Genomic DNA, 13,778 nt, shown 5'->3' with positions numbered 1-13,778 from the left:
TCAGCCCGGTCGTCGGGGCAGCCCGTCGTCGGGGGCCGGGTCACCCGTGAGCGTGCGGGCCCGCGCCTGGTCCACCTCGGCGACGAGCACGGTGTCCCCGCCGACCAGCAGCGGCATGCGGTCCGGCGAGAACCCCAGGTACACCAGGGGTTCCAGCGGGCCGAGCTCGGTGGTGTCGACGAGCCCCGGCGGCAGGGCGTGCCGCTCGTAGCGGACGCCGCGGCCCTCGCACACGTCGAGGACGGTCAGCTGCTCGGGGCTCGCCCACCACACCGCGTGGGTCTCGACGTGCCCGGGGCGGGCGGCCAGGGTGGCGGGGCGGGAGCCGTCGCGCTCCCGGAACCCCCACGCCCACACCGCGGCCAGCCCGGTGGTGCGGGCGGCGAGGACGTGCACCGGACCCGCCAGGCCCAGGGCCCGCCGCAGCCAGGTGATCTTCGACGGGCAGCGGTTGGAGCCGTAGGCCAGCACCGGCACCCCGTCCGCGGGCAGCTCGGCCAGGTCGCGCCCCACCCCGTCGTCGTGGGTGAACGAGCGCTGCGGCCACGACCCGGGGTAGGGGTGCTCCGGGTGGTCGGCGTCGGTGAACTGCACGGTCAGCGACGCACCAGCCGGCTCAGCGCGAGGCGGGCCAGCGGGGCGTAGCCCGTCACGACGACCCGGGCGCCGCGCACCTCCAGCCAGGTGCGGGTGCCGGCCCCGGGGTCGTCGGTGTCGCGGGCCTCGACCCCGTGGCGCAGCGCCAGGTGGGTGCCCAGCAGCAGCACCCGCACCCGCCACGCCCAGGTGCGGGCCGCGGGGTCGACGTCGGTGACGGTGAAGTCGACGGCCAGCCCCGGCGGGCCCCACACCCGGCCCGTGGTGCCGACGCGGATCTCCTCGGTCGAGCGCTCCACGCGCCGGATCTGCGGGGACCACTCCGACCAGCGGCGCGGGCGGAAGTAGCGGTCCCACACCTCGTCGGGGTGCGCGGGGCCGGCGGCGGTCAGGCGCAGCTGCATGGCCCCAGTCTCCCCGTCGGTCGGCGTCCCCGTCAGTCGGTGGGCCTGCCGCGCAGCTTCTTCGTCGTGCTGCGCTGCTTCTTGCCCGCCAGCCGCCGCTCCTTCGACCCCCGGGTGGGGCGGGTGGGACGCCGGGCGCGGGGCGGCGGGGCCAGCGCGGCGGCGAGCAGGGCGGCGAGGCGGTCGCGGGCCAGGCCGCGGTTGCGCAGCTGGGAGCGGGTCTCGGCGGCGACGACGGTGAGCCGGCCGTCGGGCGCCCTGCTCTGCAGGCGTGCGCACACCGCGGCCCGCCGCGCGTCGTCCAGGGTGCTCAGGGTGGTGAGGTCCACGGTCAGCTCGACACGGGAGTCCGTCGTGTTCACCCCCTGCCCGCCGGGACCCGACGCCCGGCTGAAGCGCCACGACAGCTCCGCGGCGGGCACCAGGAGGTGCCGCGTCACGGGCAGGTCGGCCTCCACCGGTCCGGTCACGGGGCCCAGTGTGGCCGCCGGGGCGCTGTGTCTGCAGTCACACCTGTGCCACGATGGCCGGGTAGCGACGGGAGCGTCGCGCGCGCAGCCCCACCCCGGCGTCGCGCGCCCGCTCCCGCCACCGCCGGCCCCACCACCCCGGGGCGGGCGGCCACGCGAGAACAGGAGCACCACCCATGCCCGACACCGTCCCCCCGGCCCCGTTCGGCGCGCCGGCCGTCGCCACCGAGCCCGACGACGTCATCGCGGGCCTGCGGGCCACCAGCGAGGGCGGCCCCGAGCTCGTCCAGCTGCTCACCCCGGAGGGCGAGCGCCGCGCGGACGAGCGCTTCGACCCCTTTGTCGCCGGCACCACCACCGACGAGCTGTGCGCGCTGTACCGCGACATGGTCCTGGTGCGCCGCGTCGACCGGGAGGCCACCGCGCTGCAGCGGCAGGGCCAGCTCGGCATCTGGGTGCCTCTGCTGGGCCAGGAGGCCGCGCAGATCGGCTCCGGTCGGGCCATGGCGCCGCAGGACATGGCGTTCCCGTCCTACCGCGAGCACGGCGTCGCCTGGTGCCGCGGGGTGGACCCCACCGAGCTGCTGGGGCTGTTCCGCGGCGTCGACCACGGCTCGTGGGACCCGGCCACCACCGGCTTCCACAGCTACACCATCGTCATCGGCAACCAGTGCCTCAACGCCACCGGCTGGGCCATGGGCTCGGTGTTCCGCGGCCGGGTCGGCGGGCCGGACACCGAGGCCGCCGTGTGCTTCTTCGGTGACGGCGCCACCAGCCAGGGCGACGTCCACGAGGCGTTCGTGTGGGCCGCGGTGTACGACGCCCCGCTGGTGTTCTTCTGCCAGAACAACCAGTGGGCGATCTCCGAGCCCACCGAGCGCCAGACCAGGGTGCCGCTCTACCAGCGCGCCCGCGGCTACGGCTTCCCCGGCCTGCGCGTCGACGGCAACGACGTGCTCGCCTGCCTCGCCGTCACCCGGTGGGCCCTCGAGCAGGCCCGCACCGGCAACGGGCCCGTGCTCGTCGAGGCGTTCACCTACCGGATGGACGCCCACACCACCTCCGACGACCCCACCCGCTACCGGCTGGCCGACGAGCTGGAGACCTGGAAGCTCAAGGACCCGCTGGAGCGGCTGCGGGTGCACCTGGTGCGCAGCGCGGGGGTGGAGCAGGCGTTCTTCGACACCCTGGCCGAGGAGTCCGACGCGCTCGCCGCCCGGCTGCGCGAGCACTGCCTGGCCCTGCCGGACCCGGCGCCGGGCCGGATGTTCTCCGAGGTCTACGCGACCGAGGACCCGGACCTCACCGCGCAGCGCGAGTCCGCCGAGGCCCTGGTGGAGGCGTCGTGACCACGATGACGATCGCCAAGGCGCTGGGCTCCGCGCTGCGCACCGCGATGGAGGACGACCCCGACGTCCTCGTCATGGGCGAGGACGTCGGCAAGCTCGGCGGGGTGTTCCGGGTGACCGACGGCCTGCAGAAGGACTTCGGCGAGCAGCGGGTCCTCGACACCCCGCTCTCGGAGTCCGGGATCATCGGCGCCGCCGTCGGTCTCGCGCTGCACGGGTTCCGGCCGGTGTGCGAGATCCAGTTCGACGGGTTCGTGTTCCCCGGCTTCGACCAGATCGTCAGCCAGCTGGCCAAGCTGCGGTTCCGCAGCCAGGGCCGCACCCCCATGCCCGTCGTCGTGCGGATCCCCTTCGGCGGCGGCATCGGGGCGGTGGAGCACCACTCGGAGTCCCCGGAGTCGCTGTTCGCCCACGTCCCCGGGCTGCGGGTGGTGGCGTGCTCGAACCCCGACGACGCGCACTGGATGCTGCGGCAGGCCATCGCCTGCGACGACCCGGTCATCTTCTTCGAGCCCAAGCGGCGGTACTGGGAGAAGGGCGAGGTCGGTGCGTCGGCGCCGGCAGAGCTGTTCGCCTCCCGCACGCTGCGCGAGGGCGGGGACGCCACCCTCGTCGGGTACGGCCCCGTGGTGCGGACGTGCCTCGACGCGGCCGCCGCGTCGGAGGACGACCTCGCCGTGGTCGACCTGCGCTCGCTGTCCCCGCTGGACCTCGGACCGGTGCGGGAGTCGGTGCGGCGCACCGGCCGTCTCGTCGTGGTCAGCGAGGCGCCGGGCTCGGTGTCGGTGGCCTCCGAGGTGGCCCGGCGGGTGCAGGAGGAGTGCTTCTACTCCCTGGAGGCCCCCGTGCTCACCGTCACCGGTTACGACACCCCCTACCCGCCGAGCCGCGTCGAGGAGCAGTACCTGCCCGACGTGGACCGCGTCCTCGACGCCGTCGACCGATCGCTGGAGTTCTGATGCTGCAGACCTTCCCCATGCCCGACGCGGGCGAGGGGCTCACCGAGGCCGACGTGCTCGGCTGGCGGGTGGCCGTCGGCGACGAGGTCACCGTCAACCAGGTGATCGTCGAGATCGAGACGGCCAAGGCCGCCGTCGAGCTGCCGAGCCCGTACGCCGGGACGGTGCGCTCCCTGCTCGTGGCCGAGGGCGACACGGTGGCCGTCGGGGCCCCGATCATCGAGATCGACACCGGCGGTGGGGCTCCCCCCGCTGACGACGTTGCCGACGACGCGTCCGACGCCGGCGACGAGGCGGTGCCGAACCTGGTGGGCTACGGGCCGCGCTCGGACTCCGTCGTGCGCCGTCGCCGCCCGCGGCGCACCGGCACCGGCCCGGTCCCGTCCGCGGCGGCGGCCGTGGGGGAGCCGACGGCCGGGGTGTCCCCCGCCGAGCCGGCCCCGGCCGCGGCGCCGGTCCCGACCGAGCCGGTGCAGGCGGGTGCGGGGCCGACGGGTGCGGTGCCGCTGGCGAAGCCGCCGGTGCGCAAGCTGGCGCGCTCGCTCGGGGTGGACCTGCGGACGGTGACGCCGTCGGGCCCCGGCGGGGTCATCACCCGCGACGACGTCCACGCGGCCACGGCTCCCGCACCGGCCCCGGCCGTGGCGGGGGAGCGTCGGGTGCCGATGTCCGGGGTGCGGCGGCGGACCGCGGAGGCGATGTCGCGCAGCGCGTTCACCGCCCCGCACGTCACCGAGTTCCTCACCGTCGACATCACCCCGACGATGGAGCTGCGCGAGCGGCTGCGGTCGTCCTTCGTGGATGGTCCGCCCACGGTGCTGGCCTTCGCCGCCCGTGCGGTGTGCCTCGCCGCGCGGCGCACGCCGGACGTCGTGGCCCGCCTCGACCCCGACACCTGGGAGCTGGTGCACCGCGAGCACCTCGGGCTCGGGATCGCGGCCGCCACCCCGCGCGGGCTCGTCGTGCCCGTGGTGGCCGACGCCGACACCCTCGACCTGGCCGGGCTGACCACGGCGCTGCGGGCGCTGACCGTGACCGCGCGGGAGGGGCGGACCTCGCCCGCGGAGATGAGCGGCGGGTCGATCACGATCACCAACGTCGGGGTGTTCGGGGTCGACACCGGCACGCCGATCCTCAACCCGGGGGAGACGGCGATCCTGGCCCTGGGCGCGGTCAAGCAGGCGCCGTGGGTGGTCGACGGGGCGCTCGCGGTGCGGCAGGTGTGCACGCTGGCGCTGAGCTTCGACCACCGCGTCGTCGACGGCGCGGAGGGCTCGCGCTTCCTCGCCGACGTCGGGGCCCTCCTCGCCGACCCCGCCCTGGCCCTCACCTACTGACCGCCACCCCTTACCCCCACCCCGCATTCGGCGGGCGCGATGCAGAATTCGGGGCCCGTTTCCTGCATCGAGCCCGCTGGATGCGCGTCGGGGACGTGGACCCCAGGTTGTCCACAGGGTGGGTGCGGGGGGTGTCGGGGCGCGGGCGCCACCGTCAGCATCGGGGTCGTGCGACGACGAACCGAGCTGACCGGGGTGTTCCGGGGGACCGAAGCCGTGGGGGAGGGGGTACTCACGCGCGGTGAGCTGCGGGGCCCGCGGTACCGGCGACTGTTCCAGGACGTCTACGTACCGGCCGGTGTGTCCGTCACCCACCGCGTCCGGGCCGAGGCGGCTCATCTCGTCATCCCGCCGGGCGCGCTCGTCACCGGTCGGTCGGCCGCGACGCTGCTCGGCGTCGAGCTGGGTCGGGCGCACGACCCGGTGCAGGTCGTCGTGGACGAGCCGTCCCGCTTCGGGCCGGTGCGGGGGCTCGTCGTCAAGCGGACGCCGCTGCGGCCCGACGACGCGGTGCCCGGTCCGTTCGGTCCGATCGCCAGCCCGGCACGGATGGGTCTCGACCTGGCGCGCGAGGCCGACCTGCGGCGGGCCGTGGCCGACCTCGACCGGGTGGTCCGTGCCGGCCTGCTCACCGTCGAGGAGCTCCGACGCCGGTTGCACACCCACGAGCACGGTGTCGTCACCGCCCGCCTGGCCGCGGACCTGGTCGACCCCCGCGCGGAGTCGGCCCCGGAGTCGGAGCTGCGGGTGGCGCTGCGGCAGGGCGGGCTCGACGTCACCCCGCAGGTCGAGATCGTCTGCGGCCACGGGGTCCGACGGGTGGACCTCGCCGTGGACGGCTGGTGCGTGGCCGTCGAGTACGACGGGGCGTGGCACGCCCTGCGGGACCAGCTCGAGCTCGACCGGCGGCGCGGCCGCGAGCTGCGCGACGCCGGCTGGGAGCTGGTCCACGTCACCAGGGCCGACCTCGCCGGGGACCCCCGGGCACTGTGCGACACGGTCCGCCGTGCCGTGCGCCGCGCCCGTCCCCGGACGGCATTCAGCGGGCTCGATGCAGACCGGAGAGCGATCTGAGTGCATCGAGCCCGCTGAATGCGGGGTGAGACTGGGGGTCAGGACAGGCGCATGCCGGAGATGTTGCGCGCGATGACGAGCTGCTGGATCTGCTCCGTGCCCTCGAAGATGTCGAAGATCTTCGCGTCGCGGTGCATGCGCTCCACCGGGTACTCCCGGGTGTAGCCGACGCCGCCGAGGATCTGGATGGCGCGCTCGGTCACCCACACCGCGGTGCGGCCGGCCTTGAGCTTGCTCATCGAGCCCTCGCCATTGGTGAACTTCACCTCGTTGGCGCCCATCCACGCCGCGCGCCACACCAGCAGCCGCGCCGCGTCGATCTCGGTCTTCATGTCCGCGAGCATGAACGAGATCGCCTGGTTCTCGATGATCGGCTTGCCGAACACCACGCGGCTCTTGGCGTACTCCAGCGCGTACTCGTACGCGGCGCGGGCGATGCCGATGGCCATGGACCCGACGATCGGGCGGGTCAGCTCGAACGTGGCCATCGCGGCCTGCCCGCCACCCTTGACGCCCTCCCGGGCCCGGGCCAGCTTCTCGTCGAGCTTCTCCTTGCCGCCCAGCAGGTTCGCGCCCGGGATGCGGACGTCGTCGAGGAACACGTCGCAGGTGTTCGACGCGCGCAGCCCGTGCTTCTTCAGCTTCTTGGCCACGGCCAGGCCCTTGGTGCCGGCGGGCACGATGAACGCCGCCTGCCCGCGCGAGCCCAGGTCCTTGTCCACCACGGCCTGCACCACGTAGATGTTGGCGACGCCGCCGTTGGTGGCCCACGCCTTGAGCCCGTTGAGGACCCACTCGTCGGTGGCCTCGTCGTACACCGCGCGGGTGCGCATCGCGTTGACGTCGGAGCCGGCCTCGGGCTCCGAGGAGCAGAACGCCGCGGTCTTGACGTCGTTCTCGTCGCCGAAGCACTGCGGGATCCACTCGGCCATCTGGTCGGGGGTGCCGGCGGAGAAGATGCCCGCTGCGGCCAGGCCCGTGCCCTGGATGGCGAGGCCGATGCCGCCGTCGCCCCAGAAGAGCTCCTCGTGGAAGATCGGCAGGCTCAGCCCGGTGGGGTCGAACTGCAGGTTGGCCATCAGCTCGATGCCGTACATCCCGATCTTGGCCGCCTCCTGCAGGATCGGCCACGGGGTCTCCTCGCGCTCGTCCCACTCCTCGGCGGCGGGACGGACCACGTCCGCGGCGAAGCCGTGGACCCAGTCGCGCATGTCGGTCTGTTCCTCGGTCAGCTCCAGCGAGAACGACACGGGTTGTGCTCCTTCGTCAGTGCGAGGTGGGGGCGCTCAGGCCTTGGGGATGTCGAACACGTTGGTCACGCCGGCCGCGAAGCCCACGTCGCCGTCGATCTTCAGCTTGCGGGTCATGAACATCATCGGCGGGTTGCCGTTGCCGGAGGCCAGCTTGAGGAAGTCCGGCAGCGCCATCTTGATGGTGCAGCGGGGGTCCTCGGCGTGCGCGCCCTCGGCGACCTCGCAGCCCGCCTTGCTGACGGTGGTCTCGTAGGTGCGGTCGCCCGCCTTGGCGCTGATCTCCCAGCGGATCACCGAGGTGCGCGAGGAGCGGAACTTCTCGGGCTTGAAGCGCTCCTGCATGCGCTTGAAGATCCCGTCGGTCACCTTCGCCGAGACCGGGTCGGACTCGAGGGTCTTGAACTGGTCGTTCGAGGTGCGCTTGACCAGCTTGGCGAAGTCGGTCGGGTCGACGTCGAGCAGGCCCTTCTCCGTCGAGGTCAGGTCCTGCAGCAGGGCGAGGTACTCCTCGTCGCTGAGCTTCTTGGGGTCGGTGGTGCTGAGGTCGGCCACGGTGCCTCCACGGTCGGTCGGTGGTACTTACTCGTGGGTAAGGTTACGCGCCAGTAGGATGGTGGGCAACAGACGGGTCGGAGGTGTGACGTGGCCGGAGGCACCAAGCGGCTGCCGCGCGCCGTGCGGGAGCAGCAGATGCTCGACGCCGCGGTGGAGGTGTTCTCCCGCAGCGGGTTCCACGCCGCCTCGATGGACGACGTGGCCGAGGTCGCGGCGATCTCGAAGCCCATGCTCTACCTGTACCTCGGCAGCAAGGAGGAGCTGTTCAGCGCCTGCCTCACCCGGGAGTCCGAGCGGTTCGTGACGGCGGTGGCCACCGCGGTCGACCCGGACGGGGCCGCGTACGCCCAGCTGCGGGCCGGGGTGCTGGCCGTGCTCACCTACGTCTCCACCCACCGCGACAGCTGGGTGGTGCTCTACCGGCAGGGCTCGGTGCTGGAGCCGTTCGCCCGGCAGGTCGGGCAGGCCCGCGAGCAGATCGTCGCCATCGTCTCCGCGCTGTGCCAGCGGCTGTCCAAGGCCGACCTCGGCGCCGCCCACTTCGACACCGTCGCCCTGGCCGTGGTCGGTGCGGTGGAGACGCTGGCCAACCGGATGCTGGACCAGGCCGAGCCCGACCCGGTGGGCACCGCGGAGACGGTCGTCGAGCTGGTGTGGTTCGGCCTGGCCGGCCCGCACCGCCGGGTGGCCGACGGTGCGGGCGGGCCCGCCTGAGACGGGCCGGGCCTAGCGCGCGGTGACCTCGCCGTGCAGGTGCGAGGCGCCCTTGCGCGGGTCGCGCAGGTCGAGCTCCCAGCCCCCGCCGCGGCGGTGGGTGGCCAGCTCGGCCGTGCCCGGCAGCAGCACGGGCTTGCGGAACTCGACGGTGTAGTCGAACGCGTCGGGCAGCCGACCCTCGAGCGCCGCGACCGCCCGCGCCGCGGTCCACATGCCGTGCGCGATGGCCCGGGGGAACCCGAAGGCCTTGGCGCTCAGGGCGTGCAGGTGGATCGGGTTGCGGTCGCCGGACACCGCGGCGTAGCGCCGCCCCAGCCCCTCGTCCAGCCGCCACGTCGCGGTGGCCGTCGGCTCCTCGACCGGCTCGGGTGCCGCGGGCCGCGAGTCCCCGGCGGGCCGGTCGACCCGGTGGCGGCGCAGGTAGGTCGACGTGCCCGTCCACACCCGCTCGCCGGCGACGTCGATCTCGGTGACCAGGTCGACCTGGGTCCCGCTGCGGTGCGGGCGCAGGTCGGCCGCGTGCACCCGGACGTCGAACGTCTCGTCCGCCGTGGCCGGCCGGGCCACCTCGATCCGGTTGGCCACGTGGACCAGGCCGAGCAGCTCGAACGGGAAGTCCCCGGCCGACATCAGCCGCATGCTCATCCCGAAGGCGAGCACGTGCAGGTACGTCGGGGGCAGCACGTCGGCGTTGCGGAACCCGCACACCTCGGCGTAGCGGGCGAGGTGCTCGCGGTCCACGGTCAGCCCGTCGAGCACGACCTGTCGCTCGGGCAGCTCGCGCGGCCGCGACCCGGTGGGCAGCGGCAGCGCGCCCAGGGCGGCCTTGAGGTAGGGCTGCAGCAGGCCCGGGGCGGACTGCAGCTGCTCGGTGGCCATCACGCCCCCAGCAGGCTCTGCCCGCACACGCGCACCACGTTGCCGGTGACCTGCGCGGAGCCCGGGTTGGCGTACCAGGCGATGGTCTCGGCGACGTCGACGGGCAGCCCGCCCTGCGCCAGCGAGCTCAGCCGGCGGCCGGCCTCGCGGATGGCGATCGGGATGGCCGCCGTCATCGCCGTCTCGATGAAGCCCGGGGCGACGGCGTTGATGGTGATCCGCTTCTCGGCCAGCTGCGGGGCCAGCGCGTCGACGAGGCCGATGACGCCCGCCTTGGACGTGCCGTAGTTGGTCTGCCCGGCGTTGCCCGCGATGCCGGCGATGGAGGCGACCCCGACCACGCGGCCGCCGTCCTTGAGGGCGCCTGACTCGACGAGCGCGGCCGTGAGCCGCTGCGGCGCAGCCAGGTTCACCTGCATGACCGAGCTCCACCGGTCGACGTCCATGTTGGCCAGCTTCTTGTCCCGCGTGATGCCGGCGTTGTGGATGACGACGTCAGCGCCGCCGTGGCGGGAGAGCAGGTGCTCCGAGAGGGTGGCCCCGGCGTCGGGCGCGGTGACGTCCAGGGTGAGCGACGTGCCCCCGACCCGGTTGGCCGTCTTCGACAGCGACTCCCCGGCCTGCGGGACGTCGACGCACACCACGTGGGCGCCGTCGCGGGAGAGGACCTCGGCGATCGAGGCGCCGATGCCCCGAGCGGCCCCGGTGACGACGGCGACCTGGCCGGCCAGCGGGCGCTCGGCGTCGGCCGGCGGCGTGACCTCACCGGCACCGACCCGGACGACCTGGCCGTCGACGTAGGCGGACTTGGCCGAGAGCAGGAACCGCAGGGTGGACTCCGCGGCGGCGACGGGGCTCGCACCCGCGGCGGGCGGGGCGACGTAGACGAGCTGGGCGGTGGCGCCGCGCTGCGCCTCCTTGCCCAGGGAGCGGGTGAACCCCTCCAGCGCGCGCTGCGCGATCGCCTCGTCGACAGAACCGGTGTCCTCCGGGGCGGTGCCCAGCACCAGGAAGCGGCCGCTGGGCAGGATGCGGCGCATCACGGGGGAGAAGAAGTCGTGCAGCGCGGTCAGCCCGGCGACGTCGGTGATGCCGGTCGCGTCGAGCACCAGGGCGCCGAACTTCTCCGTCGTCGAGTCCGGGTCGGTGGTGGCGTCGAGGTCGCCGAGCAGCTCGAGCAGCGGCTCGACGAGCCGGCCGGACCCGCCGAGCAGCACCGGGCCGGGCAGCGCCGGCTCACCCGGGGTGTAGCGGCGCAGCGCCTCGGGGCGGGGCAGGCCCAGGCGCGAGGCCACGAAGCTGCCGGGGCCGGAGCCCACGATCTGCGAGTAACGGTCTGACGGCTGGGCGCTCACGTCTCTCCCTGCGTTGGGTGGGGTCGGTCGACAAGCAACTTACTCGCGGGTAAGAATACTCACGAGTAACAACCCCCGTCGACCCCGTCGAAGCCCAGGAGCTGATCGTGACCTCCCCGCAGACCACGCCCCCCACCCCCGTCGCCGCGCGCCCCGTCGCCGTCCTGGGCGGCAACCGCATCCCCTTCGCCCGGTCGAACTCCCACTACGGCACCGCCTCGAACCAGGACATGCTCACCGCCACCCTCGACGGGCTGGTCAGCCGGTTCGGCCTGCAGGGCGAGCGGCTGGGCAACGTCGTCGCCGGCGCCGTGCTCAAGCACAGCCGGGACTTCAACCTCACCCGCGAGTCCGTGCTCGGCTCGACGCTGAGCCCCGAGACGCCGGCCGCCGACCTGCAGCAGGCGTGCGGCACCGGTCTGCAGGCCGTCGTCACCGTGGCCAACCAGATCGCGCTGGGCCAGGTCGACGCGGGCATCGGCGGCGGCGTCGACACCACCTCCGACGCCCCCATCGCGGTGAACGAGGAGTTCCGCAAGGTGCTGCTCGAGCTCAACCGCACCAAGACCACGGCCGGGCGGCTGCGGCTGCTCGGCGCGCTGCGGCCCGGCCAGGTCGTCCCGGAGATCCCGCGCAACGGCGAGCCGCGCACCGGGCTCTCCATGGGTGAGCACCAGGCCCGCACCGCGCTGGAGTGGGGCATCAGCCGCGAGGCGCAGGACGAGCTGACCGCGGCCAGCCACCAGAACCTCGCCGCCGCCTACGAGCGCGGCTTCCTCGACGACCTGGTGACCCCGTTCCTCGGCCTGACCCGTGACGAGAACCTGCGCCCCGGCTCGTCGGTGGAGAAGCTGGCCAAGCTCAAGCCCGTCTTCGGCTCCGGGCCCGACGCGACGATGACCGCGGGCAACTCCACCCCGCTCTCCGACGGCGCGTCGGCGGTGCTGCTGGCCAGCGAGGAGTGGGCCGCGCAGCACTCGCTGCCCGTGCAGGCGTGGATCACCCACTCCGAGACCGCGGCGGTGGACTACGTGCACGGCATCGACGGCCGCGCCCCCGACGGCCTGCTCATGGCCCCCGCCTTCGCCGTGCCGCGGATGCTGGCCCGCGCGGGGCTGACGCTGGCCGACTTCGACTACTACGAGATCCACGAGGCCTTCGCCTCCCAGGTGCTCTCCACGCTGGCGGCGTGGGAGTCCGAGGAGTTCGGCCGCGACCGCCTCGGCCTCGACGGCGCGTTCGGCTCCATCGACCGCAGCAAGCTCAACGTCAACGGCTCCTCGTTGGCCGCCGGGCACCCGTTCGCGGCGACCGGTGGCCGGATCGTCGCCGGCCTGGCCAAGCAGCTGGCGGAGAAGGGCTCGGGCCGCGGCCTGATCTCCATCTGTGCGGCCGGCGGCCAGGGCGTCGTCGCCATCCTGGAGCGCTGACCCCGCACCTCCCGCCCCCCGCATCCAGCGGGCTCGATGCAGATCCCCGGCCCGATCCGGTGCATCGAGCCCGCTGGATGCGTTGAAGGGGGATGGGTAGGGGTGTCTGCGTGTCTATCGGGTGAGCGCTAGAGACGGCCATAGAGTCGCAGAGTGGACCCCGTGCGCAACCCCTTCGCCCCCGGCGCCGGCCAGCGCCCGCCCGAGCTCGCGGGCCGCGACCGCGAGCTGGAGGCGTTCGACGTGCTCGTCGAGCGGGTCTCCCGCGGCCGGCCCGAGCGCAGCCTCGTGCTCACGGGGCTGCGCGGCGTGGGCAAGACGGTCCTGCTCGGCGAGCTGCGGTCCCGGGCGCTGCGCCGCGGCTGGGCCAGCGGCAAGGTCGAGGCCGCGGCCGGGCAGGGCCTGCGTCGGCCGCTCAGCGTCGCGCTGCACCGGGCCGTGCGCGACCTCGCCGTGCGCCACCGCGCCCCGGACCGCGTCGAGGACACCCTGGGCGTGCTCAAGGCGTTCGCGCTCAAGGCCAACCCGCCCGGCACCGGGATGCGCGAGCTGTGGCAGCCCGGGATCGACGCGCCCACCGCGCGCGGCCGGGCCGACTCCGGCGACGTCGAGATCGACCTCGTCGAGCTGCTCAGCACCGTCGCCGAGCTGGCCACCGACGTCGGGACCGGGCTGGTGCTGCTGCTCGACGAGATGCAGGACCTGGGGGCCGAGGACGTCTCCGCGTTGTGCGTGGCCTGCCACGAGCTCAGCCAGTCCGGCGCGCCGCTCGTCGTCGTCGGCGCCGGCCTGCCCCACGTGCCGGCCGTGCTCGCCGCGTCCAAGAGCTACTCCGAGCGGCTGTTCCGCTACCTGCGCATCGACCGGCTCGACGCGGCCGCGGCCGAGCGGGCCATCCGCACCCCGGTGCAGCGCGAGGGCGCCGACATCGACGACGACGCGCTGGCCGCCCTGCACGCGGCGTCGGGCGGGTACCCCTACTTCGTGCAGGCCTACGGCAAGGCCGCCTGGGACGACGCGCCGGGGGAGCGCATCACCGCCGCCGACGTCCGCGTGGCGGGTCCGGTGGCGGAGGCCGAGCTGGCCGTCGGGTTCTTCGGCTCCCGGCTGGAGCGCGCCACCCCGGCCGAGCGGGAGTACCTCCACGCGATGGCCGACCTGGCCGAGCAGGGCGGGGACGCCGAGGCGGCGGTGGCGACGTCGGCGGTGGCGGCCCACGTGGGGCGGCGTCCGTCCTCGCTCTCGCCGACCCGCGACAGCCTGCTCAAGAAGGGCCTCGTCTACGCCACGGCCCGGGGCTTCGTGTCCTTCACCGTGCCGCACTTCGGTCGATTCCTCGCCGCACAGCGAGTGTGACCGGGATTTGACCGGTGGGTGCGCCACATCACCGTCGATCTGG

The 13,778-nt window shown here is 74.2% G+C and carries 14 protein-coding genes; 7 read left to right on the top strand and 7 right to left on the bottom strand.

Annotation, left to right across the window (positions count from 1 at the left end):
• Genes ACYVOF_RS17825 through arfB form a run of 3 tightly spaced genes read right to left on the bottom strand, consistent with a single transcriptional unit; the run spans position 1 to position 1,471 of the window.
• Positions 1-594 carry a gamma-glutamylcyclotransferase family protein gene (locus tag ACYVOF_RS17825; protein ID WP_460868851.1) on the bottom strand — a complete coding sequence of 198 codons (594 nt, stop codon included), beginning with the start codon at positions 592-594 and terminating at the stop codon, positions 1-3.
• 2 nt (positions 595-596) lie between these two features.
• The gene (locus ACYVOF_RS17820; protein WP_460868849.1) at positions 597-1,001 is read right to left on the bottom strand and encodes an SRPBCC family protein; all 405 of its coding nucleotides are present in this window, start codon (positions 999-1,001) and stop codon (positions 597-599) included.
• Positions 1,002-1,033: 32 nt separating this feature from the next.
• Positions 1,034-1,471, bottom strand: a complete 438-nt coding sequence (gene arfB / locus ACYVOF_RS17815; RefSeq protein WP_460868848.1) for an alternative ribosome rescue aminoacyl-tRNA hydrolase ArfB — start codon at positions 1,469-1,471, stop codon at positions 1,034-1,036.
• A gap of 176 nt (positions 1,472-1,647) precedes the next feature.
• Between arfB and pdhA the strand changes: the two genes are divergently transcribed.
• The 4 genes from pdhA to ACYVOF_RS17795 all read left to right on the top strand — a co-directional run bounded on the left by pdhA (position 1,648) and on the right by ACYVOF_RS17795 (position 6,190).
• Positions 1,648-2,820: a pyruvate dehydrogenase (acetyl-transferring) E1 component subunit alpha gene (gene pdhA / locus ACYVOF_RS17810; RefSeq protein WP_460868846.1), complete on the top strand. Its 1,173-nt coding sequence runs from the start codon at positions 1,648-1,650 to the stop codon at positions 2,818-2,820.
• 5 nt (positions 2,821-2,825) lie between these two features.
• Positions 2,826-3,779: an alpha-ketoacid dehydrogenase subunit beta gene (locus ACYVOF_RS17805; RefSeq protein WP_460868986.1), complete on the top strand. Its 954-nt coding sequence runs from the start codon at positions 2,826-2,828 to the stop codon at positions 3,777-3,779.
• Positions 3,776-5,116, top strand: a complete 1,341-nt coding sequence (locus tag ACYVOF_RS17800; RefSeq protein WP_460868983.1) for a dihydrolipoamide acetyltransferase family protein — start codon at positions 3,776-3,778, stop codon at positions 5,114-5,116. Before ACYVOF_RS17805 ends, ACYVOF_RS17800 begins: the two co-directional genes overlap by 4 nt.
• Before the next feature lie 168 nt (positions 5,117-5,284).
• Positions 5,285-6,190 (top strand): endonuclease domain-containing protein, encoded by a 906-nt coding sequence (locus tag ACYVOF_RS17795; RefSeq protein ID WP_460868844.1) that lies wholly within the window; start codon positions 5,285-5,287, stop codon positions 6,188-6,190.
• 38 nt (positions 6,191-6,228) lie between these two features.
• Here the strand turns inward: ACYVOF_RS17795 and ACYVOF_RS17790 are convergent, their stop codons facing one another.
• Both ACYVOF_RS17790 and ACYVOF_RS17785 read right to left on the bottom strand, forming a co-directional pair.
• Positions 6,229-7,440: an acyl-CoA dehydrogenase family protein gene (locus ACYVOF_RS17790; protein WP_460868843.1), complete on the bottom strand. Its 1,212-nt coding sequence runs from the start codon at positions 7,438-7,440 to the stop codon at positions 6,229-6,231.
• Between the two features lie 36 nt (positions 7,441-7,476).
• Complete coding sequence (locus ACYVOF_RS17785; protein WP_460868841.1) at positions 7,477-7,995, bottom strand: SCP2 sterol-binding domain-containing protein; 519 nt, start codon at positions 7,993-7,995, stop codon at positions 7,477-7,479.
• 90 nt (positions 7,996-8,085) lie between these two features.
• Here ACYVOF_RS17785 and ACYVOF_RS17780 point away from each other — a divergent pair, with 90 nt between their 5' ends.
• The gene (locus ACYVOF_RS17780) at positions 8,086-8,712 is read left to right on the top strand and encodes a TetR/AcrR family transcriptional regulator (RefSeq protein ID WP_460868839.1); all 627 of its coding nucleotides are present in this window, start codon (positions 8,086-8,088) and stop codon (positions 8,710-8,712) included.
• A gap of 12 nt (positions 8,713-8,724) precedes the next feature.
• On the opposite strand, the gene ACYVOF_RS17775 is transcribed toward ACYVOF_RS17780, so the two are convergent.
• Complete coding sequence (locus tag ACYVOF_RS17775; RefSeq protein WP_460868981.1) at positions 8,725-9,594, bottom strand: MaoC/PaaZ C-terminal domain-containing protein; 870 nt, start codon at positions 9,592-9,594, stop codon at positions 8,725-8,727.
• Positions 9,594-10,949, bottom strand: a complete 1,356-nt coding sequence (locus ACYVOF_RS17770) for a 3-oxoacyl-ACP reductase (RefSeq protein ID WP_460868837.1) — start codon at positions 10,947-10,949, stop codon at positions 9,594-9,596. The genes ACYVOF_RS17775 and ACYVOF_RS17770 overlap by 1 nt, the downstream gene beginning before the upstream one ends.
• Before the next feature lie 101 nt (positions 10,950-11,050).
• Between ACYVOF_RS17770 and ACYVOF_RS17765 the strand changes: the two genes are divergently transcribed.
• Complete coding sequence (locus ACYVOF_RS17765; RefSeq protein ID WP_460868979.1) at positions 11,051-12,379, top strand: acetyl-CoA C-acetyltransferase; 1,329 nt, start codon at positions 11,051-11,053, stop codon at positions 12,377-12,379.
• Positions 12,380-12,532: 153 nt separating this feature from the next.
• Positions 12,533-13,735 carry an ATP-binding protein gene (locus tag ACYVOF_RS17760; protein ID WP_460868835.1) on the top strand — a complete coding sequence of 401 codons (1,203 nt, stop codon included), beginning with the start codon at positions 12,533-12,535 and terminating at the stop codon, positions 13,733-13,735.
• The last annotated feature ends 43 nt before the right edge of the window (positions 13,736-13,778 follow it).

Source organism: Rhodococcus aerolatus (genome assembly GCF_054783215.1).
Note: the sequence above shows the minus strand (reverse complement) of the source record. Positions and strands in the feature narration are given on the sequence as shown.

Excerpts from the sequence above, each read along its gene's own strand:
- ACYVOF_RS17775 (WP_460868981.1), bottom strand. The coding sequence starts at position 9,594 with ATGGCCACCGAGCAGCTGCAGTCCGCCCCGGGCCTGCTGCAGCCCTAC.
- ACYVOF_RS17820 (WP_460868849.1), bottom strand. The coding sequence starts at position 1,001 with ATGCAGCTGCGCCTGACCGCCGCCGGCCCCGCGCACCCCGACGAGGTG.
- pdhA (WP_460868846.1), top strand. The coding sequence starts at position 1,648 with ATGCCCGACACCGTCCCCCCGGCCCCGTTCGGCGCGCCGGCCGTCGCC.
- ACYVOF_RS17805 (WP_460868986.1), top strand. The coding sequence starts at position 2,826 with ATGACGATCGCCAAGGCGCTGGGCTCCGCGCTGCGCACCGCGATGGAG.